Origin of the sequence: Klebsiella pasteurii (genome assembly GCF_018139045.1) — a bacterium.
Taxonomy (GTDB): Bacteria; Pseudomonadota; Gammaproteobacteria; order Enterobacterales; family Enterobacteriaceae; genus Klebsiella; species Klebsiella grimontii.
On record NZ_CP073236.1, the window covers coordinates 216,667 to 232,453 of the forward strand.

Consider the following 15,787-nt stretch of genomic DNA (forward strand, 5'->3'; position numbering starts at 1 on the left):
GCGGCGATGAGGCGAGTCATCACGCTGCTGCTGGCGTCCTGCTGCAGTTCGCCGCTGTTGGCCAGCGATGTCGTGCAGGTTTCGCGCTGCGTTCCCGGCTCCCTGCTTCATGAGCACCGCCTGGAAAAAACGCACGTGGTGGATGACTTTCACATTTACTACAGCCTGCAGGGCAAAGATGCCCTGCGATATCCGCAGGATAGTACCGGCGATGGCGTGCCGGACGTCATAAAAGATATTGGTCGTCAGCTACAGGCAGCGCAATATCTCTACACCTCGCTGCTGGGCCTGCGCTCGCCGCTACGGCAGAAAATTTATGCCCAGGCCCGACAGATTAACCTCTATCTGCTGGCGCTACCTAAAGGTCATGGCCTGGCCTTCGATCGCGTGGCGGCAGAAACGATGAGCGATGGAACGGCGCTGCCCTGCGGCTTAAAAATTGTCCTCAACGCCGGGCTGCAACCCGCGCGCAACGTTACGCCAGCCCATGAATTATTCCATTTATACCAGTATGGTTACGCGGTTTTTAAACAGAAATGGTACCTGGAGGGTATGGCGCGCTGGATGGAAAATGCCTTCAGACCCGCTGAGAAAAGAATCGCGCCGTCAGCTGAACTTCCTGCTTGCGAGAGTAACTTTTCTCGTGGCTATAATGCGGCGGCCTTCTGGGCTAGCTACGCACAGCACGCTTTCCCGGCGATAATCTTGCCGAATAAGGTGCTGGCATATCGCTATGTTGATGGCAGCCCGGTGTTTAAACTCCAGTCGCTGCCAGGGGGAGAGATGCTGCGGCCATTTTTTCAACAGTTAGCGCAAAGCAGTGCAGGTATTTCCCGCGAAATGAAGCTGGCTAATACCCGCTGGACTGAGAAACAGCAGCGTGACGGACAGTTCAACAGTCTGATTTGCCAGGCCCTGGCAGATACCGTAATAAAATGACAGGCAATAAAAAACCCGCAGCGCGGGTTTTTAGATCAGTTACGCAGCCTTGGAGCCTGGAGCTGCTGACGGATCGTTCTCGCCAGCTCATCCATTGAAGGTTGTTCAGGGTGTTCGTCGCTGGGCTCGCTGCTTAGCTGCGCTTCTGCAAGATAAGTGTGAATCGGCTGGCCATCATCGTCCTCCATCACCACGTGATACCAGGGCGCAAGACGCAGTTCGTCGTTAGCGGCGATCTCGTCCTCTTCCGGCTCCGTGAGCGAGTACTCTGGATCGACATCGACGATCACGCCCAGGTAGCCCAGAAGCGTGTGGCGAACTTGTTGGCCGATACCGAATTTGCTGGCTATCATAAGCACCTCCCGGGAGACATGATTACCTGCTATATGCGGGCCGATTCTCCATTTTTCAAGTTACATGATGCGGCAAGCAAACCCTTTCAGATACAGCCCTTCCGGGTAGGTTGCTATCACCGGATGATCGGCAGCCTGGCGGAACTGTTCTATAAATTGTACATCACGTCCGGCATCCAGGGCGGCATCGGCAACGATTTTCTGAAATAAATCGGTAGTCATCAGGCCGGAACAGGAGAAGGTCAGCAGTACGCCGCCGGGATTCAACAGCTGAAGCGCCAGCATGTTGATGTCCTTATAGCCGCGGCAGGCGCCCATCAGCTGGCTTTTATTTTCCACAAACTTCGGCGGATCCATTACGATAACATCGAACTTTTCCCCGGCGTCGCGATATTTACGCAGCAGCTTGAAGACGTCGTCGCGGATGAACTCCGCTTTTGACAGATCCAGCTTATTCAGCTCAACGTTCTGTCTGGCGACGTCCAGCGCCTCCTGGGAGGTATCAACGCTGACAACCTGGCGGCAGCCGCCCATCAGCGCGGAGATGGCAAAACCGCCGGTATAGGAGAAGCAGTTCAGCACGCGCTTATCGGCGACGTAGCGACGCGTCGCCAGACGGCTGTCGCGCTGGTCAAGGTAATAGCCGGTTTTATGGCCGCCCTGAATGTCTACCAGCAGCTGCATACCGTGCTCGGTAATCGGCAGCAGGGCAGGCGGCAGCTCGCCGACAACCGGCCCCTGCGCCAGCTCCAGCCCCTCTTTTTTACGCACCGCAACGTCGCTACGATCGTAGATAGCGCAGTTCGGGAACAGCGTTTGCAGCGCGCTAACAATCGACGCCCGCTGGTATTCGGCACCGGCGCTCAGCAGCTGCAGAACAAAAAAGTCGCCAAAACGGTCGATGGTCACGCCCGGCAGACCGTCGGATTCACCGGCTATCAGGCGATAGCTATCAAGCCCGTCGCGTGCCGCCAGCCACTCGCGCCAGGTTTGCGCCTGCTGAAGACGACGCTCAAAAAAGGCGTTATCAATGGCTTCATCGCGATCGAAGCTCCAGACGCGGGCGCGGATCTGCGAAGACGGCGAATAGGCGCCGCGGGCCAGCCATTTTCCCTGCGAATCAACGATATCGATGGTCTCACCTGAACGGGCTTTACCTTCCATCCGGGCGACGGCGCCGGAGAAAATCCACGGATGGCGACGCAGCAGGGATTTCTCGCGTCCTTTGGTTAACACTAAGCGGGGGAAAATGGAGTCTGTCATGGGGCTACCTTTAAGCAACGGGAATGTCGGCACCGAAAAAATGGCGCGTAGGTTAGCACAAGTGGCTGAGGCAAGCACCATTCCACCGGTATCGACAGGTGAGCGTTTCGGCACAAAACGCAGGCGCTTTGGCACAATAAAAATCACGCCGGGATCTTACAGTATTTCCTCACCTGACGGAGGAAAATACGATGAAAACAGGATTGAAATTCGCTGCCGCGATAATGGTCATGATAAGTGGAACGGCGATTGCCGCGCCGTTTAGCGTCAGCAGCGCGGATATGCGCGACGGCCAGACGCTGGCGCAGACGCACTGGTTTGGCGGTTTTGGCTGCACCGGCGGCAATATCTCACCGCAAATCGCCTGGCAAAATGCCCCGGCAGGGACCCGCAGTTTCGCGGTGACCGCTTACGATCCTGATGCGCCGACCGGGAGCGGCTGGTGGCACTGGACGGTGGTGAATATTGCCCAACAGGTGACAAGCATAGCCGCTGGCGCCGGAGACAAAAATAACGCTAAACTGCCTGCCGGGGCGGTACAGGGGCGCAATGACTTTGGCTATGCGGGCTTTGGCGGTGCGTGTCCGCCGGCCGGGGATAAACCGCATCGCTACCGCTTTACGGTATGGGCGCTGGATACCCCGACGCTGCCCATTGATGGCGACGCCAGCGGGGCGTTAGTCGGTTTTATGTTGCATAGCCATGCCATCGCCAGCGCGCAGATAACGGCGATGGCCGGAAGATAAAATAAGGGCAGCCTGATGCGGAACATCAATTTTCACCATAACGCGTTAACGGCGGCGGAAATTACCACCCGACGATTATGCAAATTGCACCGCGTCACGCTGTTCTCACCTGCGATCTGCCGGGTAAACCGCGGCAGCAAAGTGATTGTACAGGGCGTCAGCGAGATGCTGGCAACGCCGCAGCAGCTGATTATTTTGCCCGCCGAGGTTGAGCTCGAGGTGATTAATCAGCCGGAAAACGGACTGTTTTGCTCCGATCTGCTCTCATTAACTCCGGAACTGCTGGCGGATTTTAAGAATCGCTATATGAGCGAACCGCAGGCTGGCCGCCTGACGTCGCTTTGCGCGCCGCTGGGGGCGGAACTGTCGTTTATGTGGCAAAGCGTGCTGCAGGCGGTACGGGAGGGGCTCAGCGGCGAACTGCAGCATCATCAGGCAATGGGACTGCTGCTGGCGCTGTATCAGGCCGGATACGCCGGACCGCTGCTCAACGAACGGCGCGAAGACATAACCGGCCAGGTCAGGCAAATTATTATGCTGTCGCCTGGCGATGCGTGGAGCGTAGCGAAAGTGGCTAAGATGCTGTTTCTGGGGGAGTCGACGCTGCGCCGCCGTTTGCAGCTGGAGTCCCGCAGTTTCCGCCAGATCGTGGAAGAGGTCCGTATGGCCTACGCGCTGGGGCAATTACAGTCGACGTCGCGACCTATTGGCGACATTGCGCAAAGCAGCGGCTACCTGTCAGGCTCGCGCTTTAGCGCCCGTTTTCGCCAGCACTATGGATTATTACCTAAGCATGTACGCTGACGGAATTTGCTATCCTCTGTAGTGAGTCATTGTCCGGAAAGGAGAGAGAATATGGCAACGGTTTGCACGATGGCGTGGGTATACGGCTCCGTTCAGGGCGTCGGGTTTCGCTATTCGACCCAGCGCGAGGCGCTGCAGCTTGGATTAACCGGATACGCACGCAATCTCGACGACGGCGGCGTGGAAGTGCTGGCCTGCGGAGAGGCTGAACAGGTGGAGAAGCTTATCGCCTGGCTGAAAGCCGGCGGGCCGCGCAGCGCGCGAGTTGACAGGGTTCTGACCGAGCCCCATCAGCCCACCAGAGAGTGGCAAAAATTCGCCATTTTGTATTAGATGCACTTTACCGGCTTGGGCAGACCGGCGATTTTTGTCGCCTGCTTAGCCGGGCCTTTCGGAAACAGGCGGTAGAGATAGCGGCTGTTGCCTTTTTCTTCGCCGAACTTGTTCGCCATCGCCTTCACCAGCATACGAATCGCCGGTGAGGTGTTGAATTCCAGATAAAAGTCGCGCACAAAGCGCACCACTTCCCAGTGTTCAACGGAAAGGCTGATGCCCTCCTGCTCGGCGATAACGGCCGCCATCGCTTCGTTCCACTGGGTTGTGTCCTTCAGATAGCCTTCGCTATCGGTCTCTATTTCATTACCGTCAAAGATAAACATGATTCTTCACATACCGCTGAAAATGGCGGCAGTGTAGCAAAAAATAAGGCCCCGCATAAGCGGGGCCTCAGAACAACCGGGGGAGAGAATTAGTCTCTGCTGGCGAAGCCAAGGATGCTCAGCAGGCTGACGAAGATGTTGTACAGCGAGACGTACAGGCTAACGGTCGCGCGGATGTAGTTGGTTTCACCGCCGCGGATGATATTGCTGGTCTCAAACAGAATCGCGCCTGAAGAAATCAGGATAAACACCGCGCTGATGGCCAGATGTAGGGCCGGCAGCTGCAGGAAAATGTTGGCGACCATACCGATCAGCACGACCACCACGCCCGCCATCAGCATGCCGCCGAGGAAGGACATATCTTTACGGGTGGTCAGCACGTAGGCCGAGCAGCAGAAGAACACCAGTGCGGTACCGCCCAGCGCCAGGCCGATCAAGTCTCCCATGCCCGCAGACAGGTAGGCGTTAAGCATTGGCCCCAGGATATAGCCCAGAAAACCGGTAAAGGCGAACGCGGAAATGATACCCGTTGGCTTATTCGCCGTTTTATAGGTCAGGAACATCAGGCCGTACATACCGACCAGCGTCAGAATCAGACCCGGAGAAGGCAGCATCAACACGGTGCTGGCCGTCGCCGTAATGGCCGAAAATGCCAGCGTCAGGCTAAGCAGGAAATAGGTGTTCCGCAGAACTTTGTGCGTGCTAAGCAGCGATGAACGGTCACGCGACGATGTAATGATACGATCCATGAGTCACTCTCTTATGACAGATGTAATTAATAACGAAGCATAAAAAAATCAAGGCCGAAGCCATAGTGCTTTTACCCATCTTTACTCAAGGGCTACGGGCTGAATGCAGCATTTAATTCCAGAAAAACAAAAATACACAGTATGTTTGTTTGTTCGCCTTCGGAAGTCAGATCGAAATCTGATAACTCACTGAAAAATATTGCGTTATATCCATTCTGCGGCTAACTCTGGAGAGGGTACAAACGAAGCGTAACAAAGGCAAGGGATATGAAATCACAAAAATATAATCACATCACACGCGTACTACTGACCATCGGCCTGTTCTCCATGGCTATTCCGACGCTGGCCGCTCAGGTGCCGCCGGGAACGGTGCTGGCCGAGAAGCAGGAGCTGGTCAGAAATAACGGCAGCGAGCCGTCATCGCTGGATCCGCATAAAGTGGAAAGCGACGTTGAAAACAACATTATCAGCGATCTTTTCGAGGGGCTGGTCAGCGTATCGCCAACAGGAGAGATTGAGCCCCGGCTGGCGGAGAAGTGGGAGAATAAAGACAACACCGTCTGGACGTTCCACCTGCGCCCCGGAGTGACCTGGTCCGACGGTACGGCGATTACGGCGCAGGATATCGTCTGGAGCTGGCAGCGTCTGGTGTCGCCGCTTACTGCGTCCCCTTACGCGAGCTACCCCGGCAATATGCATATCGTCAACGGCGCAGAGATAGCGCAGGGCAAAAAAGCGCCCGAGACGCTGGGCGTCAAGGCGCTGGATGATGCCACCCTTGTGGTGACCTTAACTCAGCCGAATGCCGCGTTTTTGGCGATGTTGGCGCACCCGTCTCTGGTTCCGCTCGATAAAGTGCTGATATCGCGCTACGGCGACAAGTGGACCAAACCGGAGCATATGGTGACCAGCGGGCCCTATAAGCTGTCGCAGTGGGTGGTGAATGAGCGCATTGTGGCCGAGCGCAATCCGCGCTACTGGGATAACGCGCATACGGTCATCAATAAGGTGACCTACCTGCCGATAAGTTCTGAAACCGCCGACGTCAACCGCTATAAGGCGGGAGAGATCGACATCGTGTATACGGTGCCGATTAATCAGTTTGCCCAGCTCAAAAAAACCATGGGCGATCAGCTGGATGTTTCACCGCAGCTGGCCACCTACTATTACGAATTCAACACCACCCGGCCGCCGTTTAACGACTCCCGCGTACGACGGGCGCTCAATATGGCTCTCGATAAAGACATTATCGCGGAGAAGGTGCTGGGGCAGGGACAGCGTCCGGCCTGGCTTATCAGCCAGCCTGACATCGGCGGGGTAGAGCTGCACAATCCCGAGTACGCCAACTGGCCGCGCGATAAGCGTATCGCCGAGGCGAAAAAGCTGCTGAGCGAGGCCGGGTATAACGAGTCACACCCGCTGGTCTTTAATCTGCTCTATAACACATCCGAATCTCACCAGCGAATTGCCATAGCCGCCAGCTCGATGTGGAAAAAGAATCTTGGCGTGGAGGCGAAGCTGCAAAACCAGGAGTGGAAGACCATGCTCGACACCATGCATACGCATAATTTTGACGCCGTGCGCTACGCGTGGATCGCTGACTACGACGATGCAGCGACGTTTCTCAACAACTTCCGCACCGGCGACAGTGAAAATACCAGCCAATACAGCAACCCGGCCTACGATGAGGCGCTGCGCAATGCGGCAAAAGCTTCTGACACGATGGCGCGGGGCAAGTTCTACCAGCAGGCGGAGGATTTGTTAGGGCAGGATGTCCCGGCGATTCCGGTCTACCACTATGTGCGCACCCATCTGGTCAAGCCATGGGTAGGCGGATTTACGCCGGATAAGCTGGGGTATTACTACAGCAAAGATATGTATATCAAAAAACATTAACCCGCAGAGGGCAGTTTGCGCTGAAAATCTGCGCAAACTGCCTGAATTTCAGACGAATAACGAGTTTTTGTTTAATTTTAAGGCAGTTGAATAAATTGGTGCTTTACAGCCGGAACAGAGGTGTTTATAGTGCGCCTCATTGGAAGCGTGGCCGAGCGGTTGAAGGCACCGGTCTTGAAAACCGGCGACCCGAAAGGGTTCTAGAGTTCGAATCTCTACGCTTCCGCCAAATTTGTAATAAAATCAATAACTTAAGACATGGTTTTGATTTTATGGTGCATAAAGTGGTACAAAAAAAGCCCGTTTATACGGGCTTTTTTTACATCTAAAATCCGTCCTTTCTCACTAAAAATCCTTTCAGATACTCATCTTTCGGATGAGGGCAAATCCATTTCGAACCGTGCTCTGTGAAGAAATCAGGGAACAATCCTCTCAGCGTTAAGTCCTCTAACATACTTTGAGCAGGTCAAGCTACATGCCTGTAGCCCAAACGTGTTGCGCTAATGGTTTACTGGACAACCGATTGTTCTGTCGGTTAAAACAGCTAAAAAGAGCGTAATGGATTGCAGGAGGATGGATGAAAAGAAGTGAAATCAGGAAAGCACTGGAAGCATGGTTTGATGTTGAGCGCTATGAGGCGATAGAGAAGCTAAGCCTTCAACAGTTTTATGTGGAGATTGAGCGGCGTATCTTGGCCTACAGGATGTTGTTGAGCCGGAATACCATCCCGACCTTTAATCGATTATTGCTGGATGACTACCGCTATAAAATTTTGAGAGGCGAAATCTTTTTCAGTGGTGATACCGCGACCCTTGGACATGAGCTTGCCAGAACCTACGCAGTAAATCCTACGACACGAAGCCATGCGCAATTTTATGCGAAAACGCTAGCATTAACCGAAGCCACTCCTGAGCTTTCCGCGTTAAGCGAATCCGAATTTCTGTCTGAGTATCTAAAAGAGACATCGCTGAAAAACCTTTCACGTATCACTGTTGATATTCATCTGGAAGAGGCATCAACTGAAGAGATCATTGAACATCTGAAAGTGCTAATCCCCCAATGGAAGAGGCAGCTAAAGATGAAAGCTCCTGCGGAACGGGAGTATCGTTTTGGTAAAAGCACGTTCAGAAAAATTATTGAATATCGTCTTATCCCGATGATGGACCTGATTTTCTGGGGTGAAGACAATGGCGTCAAAATCCCGCTTTCACTGATTTCTTCGCTGCTTCACGAAGACAGCGATAACGATCGTGACGAAGGAATGCTAAAGGCAACGGACTACCCGCTGGCAATGGCTTTTCTGACTGATGAAAGCTATCTAAAATCGCTTGAAGATTACATCATGCAAAACAATCACTTAAAAGACTCACCGGTTGATAAGCATGTTGAGGATGATAAGAAGAAGAAAAAAGCAGCCAAGTAAAAAGGGTTACGTTCGCCGTGAGCGAACGTGATCGCATCCAGCCTTAACGAACCTCTTTCCGTTCACCTCCCTTCGATTTTTTCATAAAACTCTTTTATGAACGCCCCTAAAACGTCATAAGCGAATTCGCTATTATTGTTCTCGTCGAAACAACATAGAGAAAAACGAAATCTCATCGAGATTACGTAAAACAACAGAGGACAGACAATGAAAAATAATATTAAACGATTTATTCGGGTGCCTGAAGTGCTTAATCGGGTAGGATTCAGTCGCACTACCTTATATGAGCGTATTAAGGAAGGGAACTTTCCAGACAGGGTAAAAATAGGTCCAAGGTGTGTAGCTTTTGTCGAGAGTGAGATAGATGAATGGATTGAAACCACTATTCGGAACTCACGTCAGAACGCAGCATAAAATATAAATACTGTTTCCGGGCGAATAGATGTTTTTCGCTCAGGGACTCTTATTATCTTAAACAATAAAAAGGCGATATATGAAAATAGAACTTAATACGACAGAGCAGTTTATTAGTGAAGCCGAATGTTTGTATAACCATTATATGAATAAACGACTACGAAACCAGTCAGTGCATTCCTACCATTTTCTGAAAAATAAGGAGGATATGAACGAAGTGATTGAAAATATTATCGAGAAAACAAAAGTCCGTTTTTATGGGGATGAAGGCGAACAAAAAGCGGAACGGATCTCCGGGAGTGTTAACTATGTGAAAGTAAAACAGCATCTTCGTCGGCTTTGGATTGTCTATCAGTGTGTATACCGCTGATGGTGCTATAAGCATTTGGCTATTTTAATATTAAACTAAAGAGGAAATAAAAATGAATACATTTAAAAATAAATCTACTGAAATATTTTATGTTGTGTCTTTGCATATCTATGCGGAGCTTTTTAACTCAAAGGATAAAACGACCAGTAATATGATTATAACGCATGTAATGGACCATGAGTTTGTCTGTAAACTAATCGATCTGGCTATGAGAAATGCGGAGAAGCATCTTCTGAAAAAAGCATGGAAAAAGAACGCTGCTGGAAAACTGTCTGAGGTGGACTTTAAAGAGGTTAAGCAGGCATTAGCCAAAATGCATTACACTGTTCTGGCAGAATCAATATGTTGATGTGTTCTGACGTCTATCAGCCCCTTCATGGGGCTGATAACAAACCTGATTTGAAAGCTAAAAATGATAGTGAAAACATACTCTATCTAAGGAGCCAAAAATGATTGATGAATTTCATGTGATGTATATGTATAAAAAAATCCAAGCAGAAGCCGCAACAACAGATATGAAAACACTTGAACAGCTTTTGAAGAAGTTCCGTAAAGTCGTTGCGGAGCGCCGGGAAGAATACTATCAGGAAATAGGTGAGAAAAAAGCACGTAAGTTGAAAATGAAAAGAGCACAAAGATTGCTTGAGAAAATGGCGTGTGACCGAGTTTCGCCAGAAGATTTAAGGGTATGACTATTAAAGATATTTTTGACATAATTATATGAAAATGATAATCATTATTGTCTATTGTGTTTTTTTGTCGATAGATAGGTGAGCGAAGGTGAATCTGGAGGGAACTGTATGAGCTTTGAAGCTAAAAAGGAACATGCCATTGCCATCATGGAAAGCAAGAAAATGTGGCGTAGTAACTATGCGCCTCCTTTGCTACGCCTCGCATGGAAAGCTGGCCTCAAGATCCCACCGTTGCCTTTTGCCTCGTTCTGGCAAATAACCTTACTGATGGGAGGTTGGTTTGGTCCGGCATGGGGGATTTGTATGTGGTTTTATTCATGGAAGGACAGTGGTATGCAACCGGGCGTTGCATTTGTCTCAAGCATAGTCGCAGGTATTTGCTTTGGTGTTCTTATGGCTGCGTATCATTGGTGGCGAAAGGTAGTTAACAATCTGCCTGACTGGGATAGTCTGGAGTAAAGATCTCTGTAGTGGCTATATAGCCTTTAAATGGACTGGGTGTGACATGGGAAAAATGAAATATTGGTTAATAGCGGGATTTATTATCCTTCTTGCGATCGTTTATGCTGCTGTCAGTGACAGGGATTCTACGCTTTCTAGGTTGAAATCAGCAGGTGAAAACGGAGATGTAGAAGCTCAGTATGCGTTGGGTCTCATGTATTTATATGGAGAAATACTGGATGTCGATTATCAGCAGGCAAAGATTTGGTATGAAAAAGCCACTGCCCAAAATGATCCGCGTGCGCAGGTTAAACTCGGTTTGATGTATGCAAATGGTCTCGGGGTAAATCAGGATTATCAACAGGCCAAATCTTTGTATGAAAAAGCATCGGATCAAAATGATGTTGATGCGCAATTTTTGCTTGGAGAGATGTATGACGATGGTCTCGGGGTAGGCCAAGACTACCAACAGGCAAAGATGTGGTATGAAAAAGCTGCTGCTCAAAATGATGAGCATGCTCAGGTCAATCTCGCTGTTCTATACGCAAAGGGTAACGGGGTAGAACAAGATTATAGTCAGGCCAAAAGCTGGTATGAAAAGGCTGCAGCTCAAAATAGCCCTGATGCGCAGTTCGCCCTTGGAATTCTGTATGCCAATGCTAATGGTGTAGAGCAGGACTATCAGCAGGCAAAAGACTGGTATGAGAAAGCAGCAGAACAAAATTTCGCCAATGCTCAGTTTAATCTTGGTATGCTCTATTACAAAGGTGAGGGAGTTAATCAAAACTTTCAGCAAGCCAGAGAATGGTTTGAAAAAGCCGCGTCTCAAAATCAGCTGAATGCTCAATATAATTTAGGTCAGATCTATTACTACGGTCAGGGCGTAACTCAGAGCTATCGAAAGGCTAAGGAATGGTTCGAAAAAGCAGCTGGGGAAGGTCATGTTGATGCCCAATATAACCTTGGCGTAATATACGAAAATGGTGAAGGGGTTGGGCAGGACTTTCATCAGGCGAGGGCTTGGTATGAAAAGGCTGCTGCTCAAAACGATGCGCAGGCACAGTTCGATCTTGGCGTTATGAATGAGCTTGGTCAAGGGGGAAGTATAAATCTGAAACAAGCAAGAACTTGGTTTGGGCTGGCATGTAAGAATGGGCATAAGGAAGGTTGCGAACGTTATGAAAATAACTGAAATGGTTTTATAGGGGGATTTTTTGTCATAACTAAGTTTAATTTTAGCTTTATAATTTATTTTGATCCTTTTTTGATATCCAAAAATATAGTGTGAGGAGAGGAGCAACAAATATTATACAGAACATATAAACGAACAAGAATAAACTTCTTGATGAACCAATATCACTGAAATGCTCTTCCCAAGATTTTTTTGACATTATTTTGTGCGCTGATTTTTCTAAAGCGTAATATGCAAATGGATATGCTACAGCACCAATAGTAAGGTAGGCTGCGACATAAGGCATATAAGGAACATAAGAAGGATATATTTGCCCATTAGACAAATCAGTCAGGATGTTGTAAACCAAGTATCCGCAACCGACTAAACTCCATAAACAATGTCTGAGGTAGTATCTAAACGTCACATTCTTAACCTTAGTAGCGTGAAACAGTAAATGCTGATCCACATTACGATACCGTTCTAATCGTAGGTTTTTCAGTGGAAGCGTCTAAGGTAGAGCGTAAGACGCTTGGGTTTAAAACCGCCAAATTAGATTGACGGTTTTACTGTGATCAGAGCGTGAAGTCTTCCAGTGCTTTACCAGACTCAATAGCAGCAGCTATTGCTTTAGGAGTGCGGCCTTGACCTGTCCAAGTCTGCTCGTTGCCGTTTTCATCTGTATATTTATATTTAGCAGGGCGAGGAGCGCGTGTCGATTTGGCTTTAGGCTGAGATGAGCCAACAGCAGCAAGGAGTTCCGCCGGGTCAATACCATCTTCTAACAGTTTCTGACGGAAGGCTTCCAGCTTAGCCTGACGTTCTTCTTGTTCTTTACGGACAGCACTTTCTTCCTCACGACGATCTTCAACGACAGCGGAGAGTTTTTCCAGCATCTCTTCCAGAGTTGCCAGATCTGTTTCACGAGCATGTGCGCGAAGTGTACGAATATTGTTCAGTGCCTTGAGAGCTTCACTCATAGTATGTTATCCGGTGTTTTAAAAGGGGTGATTAATGAGGTCAATGTATATAATGTTTTTGAACAGCCAAAAGCATAACTGTCAGTAAATAATATAGTAAATATTATCGCTTAAGCAATACAATAAATCTCATTTTACACTAAATAGCATAGGCCAGTTTTAAAGAGACATCTTCCTGCGCTTTTGGCTTGATGGCTCGAACTCTGACGAGATGTGAGAGAGTTGCTCAAGACTTTGTTCTATGGAACGCTGGGACTCAACGGCGGCTTCTGTACGCTGTTTTATGATTAGGGATATTATTTCTTCATCACTCTTTTCTGAAATGGCCTTACGGTATAATACACGTTCGTTAAATAGATCAAAATTACCTGATGATTTCGCAGATGTGTTAGCTTTTGAACTACTGATAGGATTTAATTCATCAATAAAACATTCAATAAGGGATTCTCTCTTTTTATCCAGTCTGCGAAGTTCAGTATGTTCAGACTTAAATTTCTGAGCTTTAATCAAAGGAATATCATCAGAGCGTAGTCTACGATATTCATTTCTGTATTCTTCAATCGTAATATGATTTTTTAGTTCTTTGACTGTATTTACGTATTCGATTAAATCACTGTTGTCTGTTTTTACTTTTCTCATATAAGACCTCGTTAATAAAATAGTGGATATATTTATATTACGAAATGTAGTGTAAGTGTCAAATTACAGTGAAATATTTTATCGATTATTCTGTCTTTTCAAATAGGTATTTGGGCATCTTCTCAGGGGTCTTTTGTTTCAAATCTTCACCATCCGTAGATGGTTCACTATTTCTGTCCATATTATTGCTTTCATCAGTATCTGAACGAAAAGTATAAACGTTCTCAAACCTTCCTTTCTCATCAACAACAAATCCCTGTGCCTTTTTGACATTAGGTCGTTGTTTAGCATTGATAGAATGTGCTTGTCCCTTAAGAAATATGTTGGAGTTCATAAAAAGGTCTCCGTCTTTATCAATAATGATCCCTTTCTTTTTGAGCTTTTTAAAGACAAGAGACATATTTGATTTTTTAATATCTAAATCTCGGCATAGCTTTGCTTGTGAGATATGAAAGCAGTTTCCAAACTCCATGATATTTAAGATCCTTGCGATGACTTTTAACTCATTCTTTGAGATATTAAGCTCTGCGAGCTGCTGGAAGTTTTTAGTGAACATATGAACATAATCAACATCTTTCTTGATGGATTTGATGTTTTCTTTTCTTGAATAGATGTTGGTAATATCTTTATGTGTGCTGTAGTAATGTTCGAATATCTGTACTTTCTGTTCAGAGGTGAAATGGTGTTCGTCAATATATTGCTTTAGCTCAAAAGGTGATAAGTCGTTAAGGGATTTGAAATCTATCTGTATCATTGTGTTTTTCCTTTTATTGTTGTTTTTATTAATACATAACAGATTAAACACTGCCGTCAATAACAAAGTCAAAAATAAGTGGAAAAAGTTTTGAAATAGTGGAGAGCTATCCATTGAGTATGATGGATAAAAAGCTTATTACTTTCTGGCTGGAATAAGTTTACTGAGAGTGGGATGTCCGCCAGTTATTAAATAATAGTTTCAGTACGGAACTATAGTTATAGATTTTGCTAACCATGGTTATAGAAAACTATAACCCGAGTTATAGATATCGATAACCATAGTTATAGGAATCTATAACCTTTTTTCTGTAATCTATTGTTTTATATAAGAAATAACAGCTGTAATATAGTAATAAGTTTAATATAGTAAAAGGGAATGTGTGCCTGTTGAATGGCACCTGCTGTTTTATGAATGACGTTGGAAGTTTTCAGTAATGAAAATGAGTGGCATTAAAACTTTTCTTAATTGTTATGTTCAGAAACGTTTTGCGATGGAGTTTATTTGTGCCTTATGAAAATGGCACCAATGGTGTAATCTGTTTTATTTTTCTTATTATGTTATTACAGCGGAGTGATTGTTTTCTACAATCACGAATCGCTGCTTTTATTGTGAGAGATTAATTAATTTGCCTTTTACTTTGTGTGCGTCTTCGACGCGATCTTTTTTGGATAAATCCAATATTAACAGGGGCAAGCCCTGTTCAGCAGAGTGATTGTTCGCAACAATCACGAAGTGCTGCTACAAAGGATATAGTTTTCCTCTACGTTTAAGAGCAAATGCTATATGTCTAAAGGAAAAGACTATGTTTAAACATAGGATCTGAATTCAGCATTATGAGAAAAATAGATCAAATAATGATCGAATACTTTTCTTTTTATTTAACAGACAGGAGATGAATAAAATAAAAATGTCAGCGTCAGGGCGTAGCAGTGCGTCAGCACAGAGATAAAGATTTTTTCAAAAAGTAGTTTAAAAATAAGAAGAAAAATCATGGTTAAAACATAAATATATTTGATTTTCACGATCGTGATGTAGTATTAAGTAATAATAAATAAAAAAGGAAAAAACAAATGAACAATATTAAAATGATAACACTCTTTCATCCCCATGAGAAAACACCAGTTCTGATATGTGTCGTAAACAAAGTGGAAGATACCGAACATGGAATAAAACTTACTCTTGAAAACGGCAATGACATTTGCGTAAATAATTTTAGTTATTATCTGTTATCAGAGTCTGTAAGTCGTTGCGACAAAGACAGGTTAAAGAATATTTATATTCGCTTGGTTTCAGAACTCACTCTGATGAGTGAAGAAACTATAAAATCACAGATGTTATAACATGAGTTATCAGTTTCAGATGTTGTGATGTTATCCATAAGGTCAATGCTTTTGGGTTGAATCTATATCCAGAACTATCAATGAACATGCATCAGGTTAAAGTCGAATGCGGTAAGTGGCAGTGTTCTGGTAAAATGCTTTGTCTGATAAC

Annotated in this window: 21 protein-coding genes and 1 tRNA gene; 14 read left to right on the top strand and 8 right to left on the bottom strand. The window is 46.7% G+C overall.

Annotation, left to right across the window (positions count from 1 at the left end; translation table 11 throughout):
- The first annotated feature begins 6 nt into the window (after positions 1-6).
- Positions 7-939: a peptidase gene (locus KCG39_RS00855; RefSeq protein WP_087828864.1), complete on the top strand. Its 933-nt coding sequence runs from the start codon at positions 7-9 to the stop codon at positions 937-939.
- A gap of 35 nt (positions 940-974) precedes the next feature.
- On the opposite strand, the gene hspQ is transcribed toward KCG39_RS00855, so the two are convergent.
- Both hspQ and rlmI read right to left on the bottom strand, forming a co-directional pair.
- Positions 975-1,292, bottom strand: coding sequence for a heat shock protein HspQ (gene hspQ, locus KCG39_RS00860; protein WP_004131053.1), 318 nt, complete (start codon positions 1,290-1,292; stop codon positions 975-977).
- A gap of 60 nt (positions 1,293-1,352) precedes the next feature.
- On the bottom strand, positions 1,353-2,555 hold the full coding sequence (rlmI, locus tag KCG39_RS00865; protein WP_123828294.1) for a 23S rRNA (cytosine(1962)-C(5))-methyltransferase RlmI: 1,203 nt from the start codon (positions 2,553-2,555) through the stop codon (positions 1,353-1,355).
- A 191-nt stretch (positions 2,556-2,746) separates the two neighbouring features.
- Here rlmI and KCG39_RS00870 point away from each other — a divergent pair, with 191 nt between their 5' ends.
- From KCG39_RS00870 to yccX, 3 genes are read left to right on the top strand one after another with little or no spacing between them, the layout of a single operon-like run.
- A complete protein-coding gene (locus KCG39_RS00870; protein WP_004131055.1) occupies positions 2,747-3,301 on the top strand; it encodes a YbhB/YbcL family Raf kinase inhibitor-like protein in 555 nt (184 codons plus the stop codon).
- A gap of 15 nt (positions 3,302-3,316) precedes the next feature.
- Entirely contained in the window at positions 3,317-4,105 is a 789-nt protein-coding gene (locus tag KCG39_RS00875; protein ID WP_004131056.1) for a helix-turn-helix transcriptional regulator, read from the top strand.
- A 51-nt stretch (positions 4,106-4,156) separates the two neighbouring features.
- Positions 4,157-4,438 carry an acylphosphatase gene (yccX, locus tag KCG39_RS00880; RefSeq protein WP_004131057.1) on the top strand — a complete coding sequence of 94 codons (282 nt, stop codon included), beginning with the start codon at positions 4,157-4,159 and terminating at the stop codon, positions 4,436-4,438.
- On the opposite strand, the gene tusE is transcribed toward yccX, so the two are convergent.
- Together tusE and yccA are read right to left on the bottom strand one after the other, a co-directional pair.
- Positions 4,435-4,764, bottom strand: coding sequence for a sulfurtransferase TusE (tusE, locus tag KCG39_RS00885; protein WP_004131058.1), 330 nt, complete (start codon positions 4,762-4,764; stop codon positions 4,435-4,437). The genes yccX and tusE overlap by 4 nt on opposite strands.
- Before the next feature lie 89 nt (positions 4,765-4,853).
- Positions 4,854-5,513: an FtsH protease modulator YccA gene (gene yccA, locus KCG39_RS00890; protein WP_004100829.1), complete on the bottom strand. Its 660-nt coding sequence runs from the start codon at positions 5,511-5,513 to the stop codon at positions 4,854-4,856.
- Between the two features lie 267 nt (positions 5,514-5,780).
- On the opposite strand from yccA, the gene KCG39_RS00895 reads away from it, so the two are divergent.
- The 9 genes from KCG39_RS00895 (at position 5,781) to KCG39_RS00935 (ending at position 11,941) form a co-directional block, all read left to right on the top strand.
- Positions 5,781-7,409 carry an ABC transporter substrate-binding protein gene (locus KCG39_RS00895; RefSeq protein ID WP_087828862.1) on the top strand — a complete coding sequence of 543 codons (1,629 nt, stop codon included), beginning with the start codon at positions 5,781-5,783 and terminating at the stop codon, positions 7,407-7,409.
- Positions 7,410-7,550: 141 nt separating this feature from the next.
- Positions 7,551-7,638: transfer RNA gene (locus tag KCG39_RS00900), tRNA-Ser, on the top strand.
- Between the two features lie 348 nt (positions 7,639-7,986).
- On the top strand, positions 7,987-8,832 hold the full coding sequence (locus KCG39_RS00905) for a DUF6387 family protein (RefSeq protein ID WP_211811506.1): 846 nt from the start codon (positions 7,987-7,989) through the stop codon (positions 8,830-8,832).
- Positions 8,833-9,039: 207 nt separating this feature from the next.
- Positions 9,040-9,246: a helix-turn-helix transcriptional regulator gene (locus KCG39_RS00910; RefSeq protein WP_047057312.1), complete on the top strand. Its 207-nt coding sequence runs from the start codon at positions 9,040-9,042 to the stop codon at positions 9,244-9,246.
- A 79-nt stretch (positions 9,247-9,325) separates the two neighbouring features.
- Entirely contained in the window at positions 9,326-9,616 is a 291-nt protein-coding gene (locus tag KCG39_RS27965) for a hypothetical protein (RefSeq protein ID WP_211811507.1), read from the top strand.
- Positions 9,617-9,668: 52 nt separating this feature from the next.
- Complete coding sequence (locus tag KCG39_RS00920) at positions 9,669-9,965, top strand: hypothetical protein (RefSeq protein WP_211811508.1); 297 nt, start codon at positions 9,669-9,671, stop codon at positions 9,963-9,965.
- Positions 9,966-10,065: 100 nt separating this feature from the next.
- On the top strand, positions 10,066-10,308 hold the full coding sequence (locus KCG39_RS00925) for an H-NS family histone-like protein (protein ID WP_211811509.1): 243 nt from the start codon (positions 10,066-10,068) through the stop codon (positions 10,306-10,308).
- A gap of 108 nt (positions 10,309-10,416) precedes the next feature.
- Positions 10,417-10,767, top strand: a complete 351-nt coding sequence (locus KCG39_RS00930) for a DUF6404 family protein (RefSeq protein WP_211811510.1) — start codon at positions 10,417-10,419, stop codon at positions 10,765-10,767.
- Between the two features lie 46 nt (positions 10,768-10,813).
- The gene (locus KCG39_RS00935; protein WP_211811511.1) at positions 10,814-11,941 is read left to right on the top strand and encodes an SEL1-like repeat protein; all 1,128 of its coding nucleotides are present in this window, start codon (positions 10,814-10,816) and stop codon (positions 11,939-11,941) included.
- Positions 11,942-11,990: 49 nt separating this feature from the next.
- Here the strand turns inward: KCG39_RS00935 and KCG39_RS00940 are convergent, their stop codons facing one another.
- The 4 genes from KCG39_RS00940 to KCG39_RS00955 form a co-directional block, all read right to left on the bottom strand.
- Positions 11,991-12,389 (bottom strand): hypothetical protein, encoded by a 399-nt coding sequence (locus tag KCG39_RS00940; protein WP_227499128.1) that lies wholly within the window; start codon positions 12,387-12,389, stop codon positions 11,991-11,993.
- Positions 12,390-12,495: 106 nt separating this feature from the next.
- Complete coding sequence (locus tag KCG39_RS00945) at positions 12,496-12,900, bottom strand: H-NS family histone-like protein (protein WP_211811512.1); 405 nt, start codon at positions 12,898-12,900, stop codon at positions 12,496-12,498.
- 159 nt (positions 12,901-13,059) lie between these two features.
- The gene (locus KCG39_RS00950; protein ID WP_211811513.1) at positions 13,060-13,539 is read right to left on the bottom strand and encodes a DUF4756 family protein; all 480 of its coding nucleotides are present in this window, start codon (positions 13,537-13,539) and stop codon (positions 13,060-13,062) included.
- Positions 13,540-13,624: 85 nt separating this feature from the next.
- A complete protein-coding gene (locus KCG39_RS00955; RefSeq protein ID WP_211811514.1) occupies positions 13,625-14,293 on the bottom strand; it encodes a DNA-binding protein in 669 nt (222 codons plus the stop codon).
- A 1,073-nt stretch (positions 14,294-15,366) separates the two neighbouring features.
- Here KCG39_RS00955 and KCG39_RS00960 point away from each other — a divergent pair.
- The gene (locus KCG39_RS00960; protein ID WP_211811515.1) at positions 15,367-15,636 is read left to right on the top strand and encodes a hypothetical protein; all 270 of its coding nucleotides are present in this window, start codon (positions 15,367-15,369) and stop codon (positions 15,634-15,636) included.
- The last annotated feature ends 151 nt before the right edge of the window (positions 15,637-15,787 follow it).